The sequence below is a fragment of the Pantoea sp. JZ29 genome, assembly GCF_035190385.1.
Lineage (GTDB): Bacteria > Pseudomonadota > Gammaproteobacteria > Enterobacterales > Enterobacteriaceae > Pantoea > Pantoea stewartii.
In genome coordinates this window covers 1,122,340-1,136,183 of sequence record NZ_CP045241.1, presented here as the reverse complement: position 1 = coordinate 1,136,183, position 13,844 = coordinate 1,122,340, and the positions used below count along the sequence as shown (strand labels likewise).

Genomic DNA, 13,844 nt, shown 5'->3' with positions numbered 1-13,844 from the left:
TGATAAAAAGGTTTCATAAGTAACAAAATTTTGTGACCCGCCTTAAACCTCTGAACAAAAAACCGGGTAAACCATTCACCGGTCAGGGCAGTTGACTATTCTTAGCTAAAAAATAGCCAGCGGGAATATTGATTGATGAGTTCTGCTACATCTTCAGCACCACTCTTCACCGTTTCTCAGCGTCGCTGCCACCTGTTGTTATTGCTGTTTCTGCCCACTCCCGTGCTGACGCTCACGCGGTTAAGCCTGCTTAACGGCGTGGATGCTGCCACCGCCAGGCAAGATATTGCCGCCGTGGGTGATGAGATACAGCGCTATCATCAACTGGAACTTCACCAAATGGTGGATGGCAGCTTGCGCATTCATGGTACAGAGCTGGACAGACGAATTTGTCTTATACATAACCTGCGGCGCAGTTTGCGTCTGTCGCAGACGTTTGTCTGTGAGCATTTTGCGACACCGCTTCGCCAGCGCCTTAAGCAAATGAAAATTGAGAAGGCGCTCTACGATGAAACCAATCTACAGGCACTCATCCAGCACTGCAGCCTGTGCCTTGATCGCCCTTTCAGTACACGCGATCAACTCTTTTTACAAATATTTATGAAATACGGCCTGTGCCAGCGCCAGCCTGCCCTCTTTACTGCACAACAGCAGGACTGGCTGGCGATGAAGGCGGAGCGCCGCGCGGCCACTGATGTCATTCGTCACTGGAAAAAACGGTGCCATCTCGCACCGGATGCGAGTGAAACCGACTTCTGGACATTACTGTTCAGCCTCATCCACGCGCCGCATCCGGACGCCATCCGTCACGCCAGTGAACAGCGGCTCATGCGCGCCACGCATCAGCTGATCGATGACTTCGAGGCTTCGTCAGGCGCCCCTTTTCCTGAACGTGCCGAACTCCAGCAGCAACTGTATACGCACCTGGCGCAGGCGCTGGATCGCACTTACTTTACTATTGGCATTGATGACAGTGTGGCACAAGACGTAACCAGGCTTTATCCGCGCCTGCTGCGAACCACTCAGCAGGCGCTGGTGGCGTTTGAGCAGGAATACGCGATTTGTTTTAAACCGGAAGAAGTCAGTCTGATAACCATTATTTTTGGTGCCTGGCTGATGCAGAGCAGCGCCCTTCAGGAAAAACAGGTGCTGCTCCTGACCGGTGACGATCCGGCGCTGGAACAGGACGTTGAGCAGCAGATCCGGGAAATCACCTTATTACCCGTTAATATCACCTATCAGCATGTGGATGACTTTCAGCGCGACGGCGCGCCGCGCGAAGTTGATTTGATCATCTCGCCTTACGTCACCTCCCTGCCGCTGTTTTCGCCCCCGCTGATCCATGCAGAATTGCCGTTGACCGAATATCATCAGCAACGCATTCGTTATTTGCTGGAGTCCTGACGCGGGCGCAGAAACAGCGCAGGCAGCGCCACCAGCGCCATCACCCAAAACAGCTGTCCATGAAGATGGGTAAACAGCACGCCACAAATCATCGTCATCACGGCGATACCGCCGCCCATCGCCAGCGCCGAATAGAGCGACTGCAACCGAATCACCTCCGCACCCTGCCGCGAAGCAATGAAACGCATGGCTGCCAGATGGCAGACCGTAAACGTACCGCAGTGGAGAATTTGCGCCACAATCAACACCGGCAGTGCCGTGCTGGCCCCCAGCAGGCTCCAGCGAATTAACGCGCAAACGCCGGACAGCAGCAGTAAATCGCGCGCCTGCCAGCGGTGAAACAGACGGTGACTCAGCGCAAAGATCACAATTTCTGCCACCACGCCAAGCGACCACAGATAACCAATGCACGAGGCGGAATAGCCACTTTCCTGCCACCAGATCGCGCTGAAGCCGTAATAGGCCGCATGCGCTCCCTGCAGCAGGGTGACGCACACCATGAAACGCCAGACCGCGTTTTCCCGTATCAGATCGCGCCAGGCCTGCCAGCCACCGCTGACGTTGCTCTTGCGTTCGCTGCCCTGAGGGTGTGTTTGCGGCGTCAGCAACATGCCCGCCAGCATACTTATGACGCCCGCTGACAGCAGCATTAAAATCGCCTGGGATGAAAAAGCCGTCACCAGCATACCGGTCAACGACGAACTGATGACGAAGGCCAGAGAACCCCAGAGGCGCACCGGCCCGTAGGCCAGACCAATTTGTTGCGTCCAGGTCGCCGCCAGCGCATCACTTAAAGGCACCAGCGGGGAGAAAAACAGATTAAAGCCGGTCATCACTAACAGCAGCCACAACCACTGTTGTCCAGTCCAGTATCCCACGGCAAAAAGACAGGTCAGCAGCGCCAGCAGCCGCAACGCCGTAATCAGTTGAGAAGGATGTTTAACCTGCGAGGCGATGAACAAACTGCCTACAAAACGCGCCACCATGCCGCAGCCAAGCAGCAGGCCAATTTGTTCGGGGTTCAGTCCCACGCCTTTTAGCCAGACGCCCCAGAAAGGCAGGTAAATACCGTAACAAAAAAAGTAGGTGAAATAGCTTAATCCAAGCCATCTGGCGGAGCCGATTGCCATGTTCCCTCCAGCAATAGTGTGACCGGTCGTGTTAAGAGGTCGATACTTTGTCAGAGCCACGTGAGACGGGCAATAAAAAAGGATGGCCGGGGCCATCCTTTTTCCACCGTTGACTCACCTGACGGGATCAGGCGTAAACCGGCAGGCGCGCACAGATATCCAGCACTTTTTGCTTCGTGCGTTCAATCGTGGCTTCGTCGTTCACATCGTCCAGCACGTCAGCAATCCAGCCGGCCAGTTCACGCACGTCCGCTTCTTTAAAGCCACGACGTGTGACCGCTGGGGTACCGATACGTACACCGGAGGTGACAAACGGGCTTTTCGGATCGTTCGGCACGCTGTTTTTGTTCACGGTGATATTGGCACGGCCCAGTGCCGCATCCGCTTCTTTACCGGTCAGGTTTTTGCTCACCAGATCAATCAGGAACAGGTGGTTGTAAGTGCCGCCTGACACGATGTTATAACCGCGTTCCAGTAAGACCTCGACCATCGCTTTCGCGTTTTTTGCCACCTGCTGCTGGTAGGTTTTGAACTCGGGTTCCATCGCTTCTTTGAACGCCACGGCTTTACCCGCAATGACGTGCATCAGCGGGCCGCCCTGGCCGCCAGGGAAAACCGCAGAGTTAAGCTTTTTGTACAGTTCTTCGTCGCCACCTTTCGCCAGAATGATGCCGCCACGCGGACCGGCCAGCGTTTTGTGGGTTGTAGAAGTCACAACGTGCGCGTGCGGTAAAGGGTTCGGGTAAACGTCAGCCGCAATCAGACCCGCAACGTGCGCCATATCCACAAACAACCAGGCACCAACGCTGTCTGCGATTTCGCGCATTTTGGCCCAGTCGCAAATACCCGAATACGCAGAGAAACCGCCAATGATCATCTTAGGCTGGTGCGTTTTTGCCAGCTCAGCCAGTTCGTTGTAGTCAATTTTACCGGTTTCATCGATACCGTAAGGCACGACATTGTAGAGTTTGCCCGACAGGTTAACAGGCGAACCGTGCGTCAGATGACCACCGTGCGCGAGGTTCATACCCAGAATGGTATCGCCTGGCTGCAGCAGGGCGGTAAACACAGCAAAGTTAGCCTGTGAACCTGAGTGCGGCTGTACGTTGGCATAATCTGCACCAAACAGCGCTTTCGCACGATCGATAGCCAGCTGCTCAACAATATCTACATACTCGCAGCCGCCGTAATAACGTTTGCCAGGATAGCCTTCAGCATATTTGTTGGTGAGCTGTGAACCTTGCGCCTGCATTACACGCGGGCTGGTGTAGTTTTCAGAAGCAATCAGTTCAATGTGCTCTTCCTGACGCACTTTCTCTTGCTCCATCGCCTGCCACAACTCGGCATCATAATCGGCAATGTTCATTTCACGCTTTAACATCCGCATCTCCTGACTGGCTATCTTTAAATCGGCAAATTACGCCTCCAAAGGGCGAAGGCAGACAGTGTAAACCCTTTTACCAGGGGACGGTAGGGCCAATCCCCTCTTTTTACGCAAACGTTTGGCTTCGCATTGGCGATGTGTTTTTGGCTCGCTTTGCAAGCGGTTTTCCGCTGTTTTTCCCCGCACCCTGTAACGGAAATTTTCCATTTCTCCGTCTGAAAATTTGCCGCTCAGTCTTCCTGTAAACCACAACGCTATTTACAGAACAAAACGCCCGGCCATAAGATGCATTTAAAATGCAACTTTAAGTGAGGTATTCCCATGCTTGATGCCAAGACGATTCACATTGTGAAATCCACCCTTCCCGCGATTGCCGCATGCGGCCCCGATCTGACGGCCCATTTTTACAGTCAGATGCTCTCTCATCATCCAGAGTTAAAGCATGTCTTTAACAGGGCCAACCAGCGCAATGGCGCACAGCGTGAAGCGCTGTTTAATGCGATTTGCGCCTACGGGGCCAATCTGGACAATCTGACGGCGCTACGGCCAGCCGTCGAAAAAATTGCCCAAAAGCACGCCAGTCTGACGATCCAACCTGAGCAATATAAAATTGTGGGTGAGTATTTACTCTCCTCTATCGACGCCATGCTGAATCCTGGCGAAGCGGTGCTCGCCGCCTGGAGACGCGCCTACACAGTGCTGGCCGATATCTTTATCCAGCGTGAAGAAGCCCTTTATCAGGCATCGGCACACCAGCAAGGCGGCTGGCGCGGCACGAGAGCCTTCTTCATCAGCGCGATTGAGCAACAAAGTGACGTGATCAAAAGCGTTACCCTCGCTCCTGTTGATGGTAAACCCATTGCGTCCTTCAGGCCGGGACAGTATGTGTCACTGCATCTGCAGCCAGCGGGCTTCCGTTATCAGCAAATTCGTCAGTACTCACTCACCACCGTCAGCAATGCGCAGACCTACCGAATTGCGGTAAAACAGGAAGCCGGGGGAACAGTCTCAGGCTGGCTGCATCAACAGGCCAAAGCAGGCGATGAGATTCAGCTGACGCCTCCACACGGGGATTTTTTTCTCCAGGCAATTCCGACGACGCCGGTCACGTTGATTTCAGCGGGCGTAGGGCAAACGCCGATGCTGGCCATGCTGCATGCGCTGGCTGCCCGGCAGCACCCGGCAGCGGTCAACTGGTTACATGCCGCTGAAAACGGCCAGCAGCATGCCTTTGCAGATGAAGTGCGCGCGGCCGGTGCCCTGTTGCCTGATTTTGCCCAACATATCTGGTATCGCGAGCCAAATCAGGGTGATGCAGGTCGTTATGATGCGCAAGGCCTTATGGATCTGGCGAGCGTTTCACCACGTCTGCAGGAGGTGAATACCCACTTCTATCTTTGTGGGCCGCTGGGCTTTATGCAGTTCGTCGTTCAGCAGCTGCTGGCGGTCGGCGTGACGGCGGACAGGATTCACTATGAGGTGTTTGGTCCGCATAAAGTGATGTAATAATAAAAAAGCCCGCGACAGGCGGGCTTTCGACAAGGACACGATTAAATCGCTTCCTCGTCTTCTTCACCGGTACGGATACGCACTACGCGAGCGACATCGAAAACAAAGATCTTGCCGTCGCCAATTTTGCCGGTTTGCGCGGTGCGCATGATGGTTTCGACGCAGGTGTCCACGATATCATCGCCTACCACCATTTCAATTTTTACCTTCGGCAGAAAGTCCACCATATACTCTGCCCCACGGTAGAGTTCCGTGTGCCCTTTCTGACGGCCAAAGCCTTTCACTTCGCTTACGGTCATCCCGGTGATGCCGACTTCAGCAAGCGCTTCGCGCACATCATCAAGTTTGAATGGTTTAATTATTGCATCGATCTTTTTCATGTCAGACCCTTTCCTCGCGGCCTCCGTGGTCAGAGGGATTTTTTAAGTATAAATGTCGCTGGCCATGCTGCAGGCTGGTGCGGCAGAAAATTACTCTTTAAAGTCACTGGCGTCCAGTTCGTGACGTGACAGCAGCTTATAGAATTCAGTACGGTTACGTCCAGCCAGACGCGCCGCGTTGGTCACATTTCCTTTGGTCATCTGCAACAGCTTGCGCAGGTAATTGAGTTCAAACTGATTACGCGCCTCGACAAAGGTTGGTAATGCGCTGTTTTCGCCGCTCAGTGCCTGCTCTACCAGCGCATCGCTGATCACCGGCGAGGAACTGAGCGCCACGCACTGTTCAATCACATTCACTAACTGACGCACGTTACCAGGCCAGCTGGCGGAGATCAGGCGCTTCATCGCATCCACCGAAAAACTGCGCACCTGCGGTTTGTGACGGTCCGCGGCCTGGCGCAGCAGATGATTAGCCAGCAGCGGAATATCCTCGGTACGTTGATGCAGCGCCGGTATTTTCAGGTTAACGACGTTCAGGCGATAAAAGAGATCTTCACGGAATTCGTTTTTCTCCATCGCTTTCGGTAAATCCCGGTGCGTGGCGGAGATAATCCGCACATTGATATCAATATCGTTGTTGCTGCCAAGCGGCCGGACTTTACGCTCCTGTATGACCCGCAGCAGTTTCACCTGCAGCGCGGGCGGCATATCGCCGATTTCGTCCAGAAACAGCGTCCCGCCTTCGGCCGCTTTAAACAGGCCGTCGCGTGCGCTGACCGCACCGGTAAAGGCACCTTTCGCGTGACCAAATAACTCCGACTCCAGCAACTGCTCGGGCAAGGCACCACAGTTGATCGCGATGAACGGCTTGTCGGCGCGCGGACTGGCCGCATGGATAGCCTGCGCCAGCACCTCTTTACCCGTCCCGCTTTGCCCGTTGATCAGCACGCTGACATCCGACTGGGCAACCATGTGCGCCTGTTCAAGTAAGCGCAGCATCTGAGGATTGCGTGTTACGATGGCTTCCCGCCAGCGGTCGTCGCTGACCGGGACGCGCTGCGCGAGTGCTTCATCGATTGCCTTATAAAGCGCATCGCGATCGACCGGTTTGGTTAAAAAGCTAAATACGCCCTGCTGGGTTGCCGCGACGGCCTCTGGAATCGAACCGTGTGCGGTTAAAATGATGACCGGCAAGCCCATATGGCGTTTCTGGATTTCGCCAAAAAGCGCCAGGCCGTCCATCTCATCCATGCGCAAATCGCTTATCACCAGATCGATTTTCTCTTTCTGCAACAGCCGAAGCGCGTCAGGCCCACTGGCTGCGGTGGTCACCTGATAGCCTTCGCTGCTCAGCCGCATCCCTAACAGTTTCAGCAGGCTGGGATCATCATCCACCAGCAGCAGATGTGCCGCATGTTTTATCATTACTGCTCTTCCTCTTGTGGCAACGCCGTTCCATGACTGCCTTCTGGCATCTCTGAGGTTTTGCGCGACGAAAGCTGGCGTTCGATATCGGTTAACCGCTCCAGCTTGCTTTGCGTATCGCTTAACTGCTGCCGTAATTTTATCTGCTGCTGACGCAGCGCATCCGTCTGCGCATCGCTGCTCTGCTGCAGATGGACGTACCGCGAACGTAGCGCACTTAAATCCAGCTGTGCCGCCTGGTTACTGCGCCAGAGCTGGATGAGTGCCCGCAGGTTTTGCGGGAACTGCTCACTGTAGCTGTCCAGCTCGGTGATATAGTCGCGCCGTTCCAGTGGCGTTACGTTGCCATTTGCCATGAGTACGCCCTGTTTAAAGGCTCGCGACCAGCTGTCTACTGGCCAGCGGTGCGCCTCGGCGCGGGCTTCCGCGGGCGAAAGTCGTTCGGCGCAGTCAATACTGCGCATCCAGTAAAGGGGATTGGAAAGCGCGGCAGTGTTTTCAATATGCCAGATATCGCTACAGCGGGTTGTCAGATAATCCACCAGGCGCGTTTCAGGCACCGCGACAGAGTTTGGTGCGGGCTGGGATGCCGAGGTCGCCGGTGAGGAGGCACAGCCGCTGAGCATCAGGGTGCTCAGTGCGCTTATAAGAATCGCGGCAAAAAATTTCATACTTCAGACTTTCCCGGCGGTGGTATTCAGTTCAATGCGAAAACAAACATCCGCGTCATCGCGGCTGACCAGTTGCAGGTTGCCGTGCATGCGGCGCAGACAATCCTTTGCGATACTTAACCCCAGCCCACTGCCTTTAACCGGCCCTTTGCGCTGATGGCTGCCCTGAAAAAAGGGCTCAAAGATCATTGCCTGCTCATGCTCGGGAATGGGCGTACCGCTGTTAGCGACCTCAATGATGACTGTATCGCCCTGCTGCTGGCTACGAAGCCAGATGTTACCGGATTCATTGCCATAGTTCACGGCGTTAGAGTAGAGGTTATCAATTACGCTCATTAATAGCATAGGCTCAGCCAGGCAATCTGTGGCCTTCAGATCGATCTCAACATGCATCTGTTTGTTACGCGCCGAAAGGGCGTGGGCATTCACAACGTCATGCACGATATCGTCCAGTTTGATCGCCTCAAGCGTGATTGGCCCATCAGCGAGCCTGCGGTTGTAGTCGAGCAATTGTTCAATCAGGTGCTGCAAATGACGGCTGCTGGTATCGAGTATGGAGACGATTTCTTTCTGCTCCGGATTTAGCACGCCCGCGACTTCATCCGCCAGAAGCGCCGTGCCTTCACGCAAACTGGCCAGCGGGGTTTTCAGTTCGTGTGAAAGGTGGCGTAAAAATTCGTGTCGCTGAGATTCAAGCCAGTGCAGCCGCTCGCTCAGCCAGACAATACGTTGCCCCAGCGAACGCAATTCCCGTGGCCCCCGAAACACCATGCTGCTGCCCAGTTCCCGCCCTTCGCCAAGGCGGTTAATCATCCGTTCGACACTTTTGACCGGACCGATGATCATGCGGGTAAACAGCAGCGTGAGTGTCAGGCTGATAATGAACAGAATCAGCGCCTGCCAGCCAAAGAACTGACCGCGATCGGCGATTTCGCGCTGAAGCTGTAAGCCGCGGGCGAATACCACCTCCCGCGTGTCGTGCACCAGTTGTGCGTTGGTTGCGGAAAAACGGTCAAGCGCCTGCGCAGCACTGCCCATCGGATTACCGTTCTGGCACTGCAGGGTTTCCAACAGCGGCAGCGTGTCCCGTAGCGTCTTAAAAGCCGGTAAATCGGGCAGATTATCAGCATGGGAGCTGAGCATCTGGCTGTAACGAATCCGCTGCGTCTGATACAGCTTCGCCAGCGAGGCATCACCCAGTACGCAATACTGACGATAGCTGCGCTCCAGCTCAATGGCGGTTCGTGCCATGGCTTCGCTGCGCCGGACATCGGTAAAGGTGTTGCGGTTAGTGTCCGCCGCCTGATTGCTGAGTGCGGAGAGGCTTTCCCATGCCTGCCAGGCCAGTACCAGTAAGGGCAGGAGCACCAGCAAAAAGGCCATCAGCACCAGCTGACGCAGAGATTGGGGGAAAAAACGCCATTTTTTCACGCGACGGCTTCCATAAAGATACGCTTACCGGATGCTAGCGGAGTCGGCCCGGAGAAGGAAGAGGCAGAAAAGAAAACGGCAGACCATCTGGCCTGCCGCAGACGCGCCGCCTTAGCCACGCGTGAGAATGGGTGGAGCCTAACTCAACGTTACGTCCGATGCTTGATAACGATGCAATGCATACGATTATCGGTGTGGTGGACGGCAGGCTCCGTTTGGTGCGTCATTCGGGCTTTATGAGCTCTGACCGCAGCGCGGTGGCATTCATAAACAAGTGAATGAGCAGCGCGATAATTATAGCAAAGATCATGCCAACAATAAAAGACCCTTTCTGTTCAGGCTCTTGCAGGTAAGCGAGCAGTGAAAGCGGCCCATTCAGACCATCCGGTCTGGCAAATGTGTCGCCAAATGCCAACACATTTTCATCGTACCTCTGCCGTATAATAAAATCATAGAGATAGATGTCACCAATCAGCGACATCAAAAGGTGACGGCTGTCTCCTTTTGCCAACATCTCGTGCCCATAAAAAAGGGAGGCACCTGGCCTCCCCATTTTTTTACGGCAATTAACCCAGTTGTTTGCGCGCGTTACGGAAAATGCGCATCCATGGGCTGTCTTCCCCCCACTCCGCCGGATGCCAGGAGTTGCTGACCGTACGGAAAACACGCTCAGGATGCGGCATCATAATGGTGACGCGCCCGCTTTCGTTGGTCACGGCAGTGATGCCATTTGGCGAACCGTTCGGGTTGGCCGGATAGGTTTCCGTCACCTTACCGCTATTGTCCACAAAGCGCAGCGCCACCAGCCCTTTGGATTCCAGCGCCGCCAGGTGAGTACCATCGCGCACTTCTACAAAACCTTCTCCGTGTGATACCGCAACAGGCATCCGCGAACCCGCCATGCCATCCAGCAGTAATGACGGGCTGGCGGCCACTTCAACCAGGCTGAAGCGCGCTTCAAAGCGCTCAGACTGATTACGCACGAAGCGCGGCCACAGTTCGCTGCCAGGAATCAGCTCGCGCAGGTTGGACATCATCTGGCAACCGTTGCAAACACCCAGCGCCAGCGTTTGCGGACGATGGAAGAAGGCTTCGAACTGATCGCGCACACGCGGGTTGAACAGGATAGATTTCGCCCAGCCCTCACCGGCTCCCAGTACGTCACCGTAAGAGAAGCCACCACAGGCCACTAACGCCTGGAAACGTTCCAGATCGATGCGTCCTGCCAGCAGATCGCTCATATGAACGTCCACGGCGGTAAAGCCTGCGCGGTCAAAGGCTGCGGCCATTTCCACATGAGAGTTAACACCCTGCTCACGCAGCACGGCCACGCGCGGACGGGCACCTGTCGCAATCATCGGCGCGGCAACGTCCTCTTCCGGCCTGAAGGTCAGGCTGACGTTAAGACCCGGATCGTTGTCGTCCTGTTTTGCCTGATGTTCCTGATCAGCACAGGCCGGGTTATCACGCAGACGCTGCATCTGCCAGGTGGTTTCCGCCCACCAGGTACGCAGCGTGGCGCGACTTTCGCTGTACACAGCACTGTCGCCTGAACGAATCACGAAGCGATCGCCCGGCTGTGCGCTGCCCAGCACATGACTGCACTGCGCCAGTCCATGTTGAGCCAGAATCTGCTCGACACCTTCACGATCGGCGGCCTTGATCTGAATGACTGCGCCCAGTTCCTCAGTAAACAGCGCCGCCAGCGCATCACTGCCCAGCGCCGCGATATCAACATCTACACCGCAGTGACCGGTAAAGGCCATTTCTGCCAGCGTGACCAGCAGGCCCCCATCGGAACGGTCATGGTAGGCCAATAGTTTCTGTTGGCTGACCAGCGCCTGCATCGCATTAAAGAAGCCTGCCAGTTGCTGTACATCACGTACATCGGCAGGCTTGTCGCCCAGTTGACGATACACCTGCGCCAGCGCGGTTGCGCCCAGGGTATTGGCACCGTTACCCAGATCGATCAGCAGAAGCAGGTTGTCCTGATCCGCCATCAGTTGAGGCGTCACGTTGCGACGAACATCTTCGACACGAGCAAAGGCGGTAATCACCAGCGACAGCGGCGACGTCATTTCGCGTTGTTCAGTGCCTTCCTGCCAGCGGGTTTTCATCGACATGGAGTCTTTACCCACCGGGATAGTAATGCCCAGCGCCGGACACAGCTCCTCACCGACAGCTTTCACGGCGTCATACAGGCCCGCATCTTCGCCCGGATGACCCGCGGCTGACATCCAGTTTGCCGAGAGTTTCACACGCTTCAATGACCCCACGGGCGTGGCGGCCAGGTTTGTCAGCGCTTCACCAACAGCCAGTCGTGCTGAGGCGGCAAAGTCGAGCAGCGCCACCGGCGCGCGTTCGCCCAGAGCGAACGCTTCACCATGATAGCTGTCGAGGCTGGCGGTCGTGACCGCACAGTTGGCTACCGGGATCTGCCAGGGTCCTACCATCTGATCCCGTGCCACCATGCCGGTCACACTGCGATCGCCGATGGTGATCAGAAAGGTTTTTTCCGCCACGGTCGGTAAGTGCAGAACGCGATTCACCGCCTCCGTTAAGACGATGCCATCACGGTGTAACGGTGTGCCCTGCGCCTGCTGTTTGACGACATCGCGCGTCATTTTCGGGGTTTTCCCCAACAGCACATCCAGCGGCATATCAATTGGGCTGTTATCAAAGTGGCTGTCGTTGAGCGTCAGATGCTGCTCTTCTGTGGCTTCACCGATAACCGCAAAAGGCGCGCGCTCACGCTCGCAAATCGCCGCAAATTCAGCCAGCTTTTCGGGTGCCACCGCCATGACGTAACGCTCTTGCGATTCATTACACCAGACTTCCAGCGGGCTCATCCCTGGCTCATCGCTGAGGATATCACGCAGGTTGAAACGTCCACCGCGACCGCCATCGCTGACCAGCTCAGGCATGGCGTTCGACAGCCCGCCCGCACCGACATCGTGGATAAACAGAATCGGGTTGTCGTCGCCTAACTGCCAGCAGCGGTCAATCACTTCCTGGCAACGCCGTTCCATTTCCGGGTTATCACGCTGTACGGAGGCAAAGTCGAGATCAGCGTCAGACTGGCCCGATGCCATAGATGAGGCCGCCCCGCCGCCCAGACCGATATTCATTGCCGGGCCGCCCAGTACGATCAGCTTTGCCCCGACAGTAATCTCGCCTTTCTGGACGTGATCGGCACGGATGTTCCCGATGCCACCCGCCAGCATAATCGGCTTGTGGTAACCGCGCAGTTCGGTGCCGTTGTGGCTGTTGACCTGTTCTTCATAGGTCCGGAAATAGCCATTCAATGCAGGACGGCCAAACTCGTTGTTAAACGCCGCGCCGCCCAGAGGGCCTTCAGTCATAATGTCCAGTGCGCTGACGATGCGCGCGGGCTTGCCAAAATCCTCTTCCCACGGCTGCTCAAAGCCCGGAATACGCAGGTTCGACACCGAGAAGCCGACCAGACCGGCTTTCGGCTTCGCGCCCCGTCCGGTCGCCCCTTCGTCACGAATTTCGCCGCCGGAGCCGGTTGCCGCGCCAGGCCACGGCGAAATCGCCGTAGGATGGTTATGCGTTTCGACCTTCATCAGAATATGCGCCGCCTCCTGGTGGTAGCCATATTCCCCGTTTTCGGCATCCGCAAAGAAGCGTCCTACTTCAGAGCCTTCCATCACCGCCGCATTGTCTTTATAAGCCGACAGGACATAATCCGGCGTTTGCTCAAAGGTGTTCTTAATCATTTTAAACAGCGATTTCGGCTGTTTTTCGCCGTCAATAATCCAGTCGGCGTTAAAAATCTTGTGACGACAGTGCTCGGAGTTCGCCTGAGCAAACATATAGAGTTCGATGTCGTTAGGGTTACGGCCCAGCTTCGTAAAGGCTGCCAGCAGGTAGTCAATTTCGTCGTCTGCCAGCGCCAGGCCCAGCGATGTATTGGCATGAACCAGTGCCTGACGGCCTTCACCCAACACATCAACGCTTTTGACCGGTTGAGGTTCGTGGTGGGCAAACAGTTGTTCGGCCTGATGGAGGTCGCTGTACACCGTTTCCATCATGCGGTCATGCAGCAGCGCTGACAGCGTTTGCCACTGGGTTTCCGTCAACTGGGGTGCCTGAACATAAAACGCCAGACCGCGCTCCAGTCGACGGACCTGTGACAGATCGCAGTTATGCGCAATATCTGTCGCTTTTGAAGACCATGGCGAAATGGTGCCTGGACGTGGCGTGACCAGCAGCAAACGCCCTTGTGGCGCATGTTCAGCGAGAGAAGGACCGTACTTGAGCAGGCGCTGCAGACGGGATTTTTCATCCTCACTCAACGGCGCGCTGACATCGGCAAAATGGACGTACTCAGCGTAAATATCACTCACCGGCAGATGAGCGTCCTGAAAGCGGGCCAGCAGTTTGTTTACACGAAATGCCGACAGGGCGGGCGAACCACGCAGAATTTCCATCATAAGATCTCTCGTCTTTGAAACGCCGGGTGCGACGCTTCATTGGGCGCAACAGG

The 13,844-nt window shown here is 55.7% G+C and carries 10 protein-coding genes; 2 read left to right on the top strand and 8 right to left on the bottom strand.

All coding sequences use genetic code 11. The features are described 5' to 3' along the window. Positions 1-135: 135 nt before the first annotated feature. A complete protein-coding gene (gene csiE, locus GC090_RS05460; RefSeq protein ID WP_324021044.1) occupies positions 136-1,404 on the top strand; it encodes a stationary phase inducible protein CsiE in 1,269 nt (422 codons plus the stop codon). On the opposite strand, the gene GC090_RS05455 is transcribed toward csiE, so the two are convergent. Together GC090_RS05455 and glyA are read right to left on the bottom strand one after the other, a co-directional pair. Further along, positions 1,386-2,534 (bottom strand): 3-phenylpropionate MFS transporter, encoded by a 1,149-nt coding sequence (locus GC090_RS05455; RefSeq protein ID WP_110268117.1) that lies wholly within the window; start codon positions 2,532-2,534, stop codon positions 1,386-1,388. The two genes, csiE and GC090_RS05455, sit on opposite strands and share 19 nt — an antisense overlap. 127 nt (positions 2,535-2,661) lie before the next feature. Then, positions 2,662-3,915 carry a serine hydroxymethyltransferase gene (gene glyA / locus GC090_RS05450; RefSeq protein WP_033740908.1) on the bottom strand — a complete coding sequence of 418 codons (1,254 nt, stop codon included), beginning with the start codon at positions 3,913-3,915 and terminating at the stop codon, positions 2,662-2,664. A gap of 324 nt (positions 3,916-4,239) precedes the next feature. Between glyA and hmpA the strand changes: the two genes are divergently transcribed. Beyond that, positions 4,240-5,424, top strand: a complete 1,185-nt coding sequence (hmpA, locus tag GC090_RS05445) for an NO-inducible flavohemoprotein (protein ID WP_324021042.1) — start codon at positions 4,240-4,242, stop codon at positions 5,422-5,424. Between the two features lie 44 nt (positions 5,425-5,468). Here the strand turns inward: hmpA and glnB are convergent, their stop codons facing one another. From glnB to purL, 6 genes are all read right to left on the bottom strand, one after another. Beyond that, entirely contained in the window at positions 5,469-5,807 is a 339-nt protein-coding gene (glnB, locus tag GC090_RS05440; RefSeq protein ID WP_003848647.1) for a nitrogen regulatory protein P-II, read from the bottom strand. 90 nt (positions 5,808-5,897) lie between these two features. Next, positions 5,898-7,232 (bottom strand): two-component system response regulator GlrR, encoded by a 1,335-nt coding sequence (gene glrR, locus GC090_RS05435; RefSeq protein WP_006120648.1) that lies wholly within the window; start codon positions 7,230-7,232, stop codon positions 5,898-5,900. Continuing rightward, positions 7,232-7,903 carry a two-component system QseEF-associated lipoprotein QseG gene (gene qseG / locus GC090_RS05430; protein ID WP_039340013.1) on the bottom strand — a complete coding sequence of 224 codons (672 nt, stop codon included), beginning with the start codon at positions 7,901-7,903 and terminating at the stop codon, positions 7,232-7,234. The genes glrR and qseG overlap by 1 nt, the downstream gene beginning before the upstream one ends. Positions 7,904-7,906: 3 nt before the next feature. Continuing rightward, a complete protein-coding gene (locus GC090_RS05425) occupies positions 7,907-9,334 on the bottom strand; it encodes a sensor histidine kinase (RefSeq protein WP_006120650.1) in 1,428 nt (475 codons plus the stop codon). Between the two features lie 223 nt (positions 9,335-9,557). Beyond that, a complete protein-coding gene (locus GC090_RS05420; protein WP_172912852.1) occupies positions 9,558-9,848 on the bottom strand; it encodes a hypothetical protein in 291 nt (96 codons plus the stop codon). A 52-nt stretch (positions 9,849-9,900) separates the two neighbouring features. Beyond that, positions 9,901-13,791 (bottom strand): phosphoribosylformylglycinamidine synthase, encoded by a 3,891-nt coding sequence (gene purL, locus GC090_RS05415; RefSeq protein WP_324021037.1) that lies wholly within the window; start codon positions 13,789-13,791, stop codon positions 9,901-9,903. Between the last annotated feature and the right edge of the window lie 53 nt (positions 13,792-13,844).

Coding starts and splice junctions, on each gene's coding strand:
- csiE (WP_324021044.1), top strand. CDS start 136: ATGAGTTCTGCTACATCTTCAGCACCACTCTTCACCGTTTCTCAGCGT.
- GC090_RS05455 (WP_110268117.1), bottom strand. CDS start 2,534: ATGGCAATCGGCTCCGCCAGATGGCTTGGATTAAGCTATTTCACCTAC.
- glyA (WP_033740908.1), bottom strand. CDS start 3,915: ATGTTAAAGCGTGAAATGAACATTGCCGATTATGATGCCGAGTTGTGG.
- hmpA (WP_324021042.1), top strand. CDS start 4,240: ATGCTTGATGCCAAGACGATTCACATTGTGAAATCCACCCTTCCCGCG.
- glnB (WP_003848647.1), bottom strand. CDS start 5,807: ATGAAAAAGATCGATGCAATAATTAAACCATTCAAACTTGATGATGTG.
- glrR (WP_006120648.1), bottom strand. CDS start 7,232: ATGATAAAACATGCGGCACATCTGCTGCTGGTGGATGATGATCCCAGC.
- qseG (WP_039340013.1), bottom strand. CDS start 7,903: ATGAAATTTTTTGCCGCGATTCTTATAAGCGCACTGAGCACCCTGATG.
- GC090_RS05420 (WP_172912852.1), bottom strand. CDS start 9,848: ATGTTGGCAAAAGGAGACAGCCGTCACCTTTTGATGTCGCTGATTGGT.
- purL (WP_324021037.1), bottom strand. CDS start 13,791: ATGATGGAAATTCTGCGTGGTTCGCCCGCCCTGTCGGCATTTCGTGTA.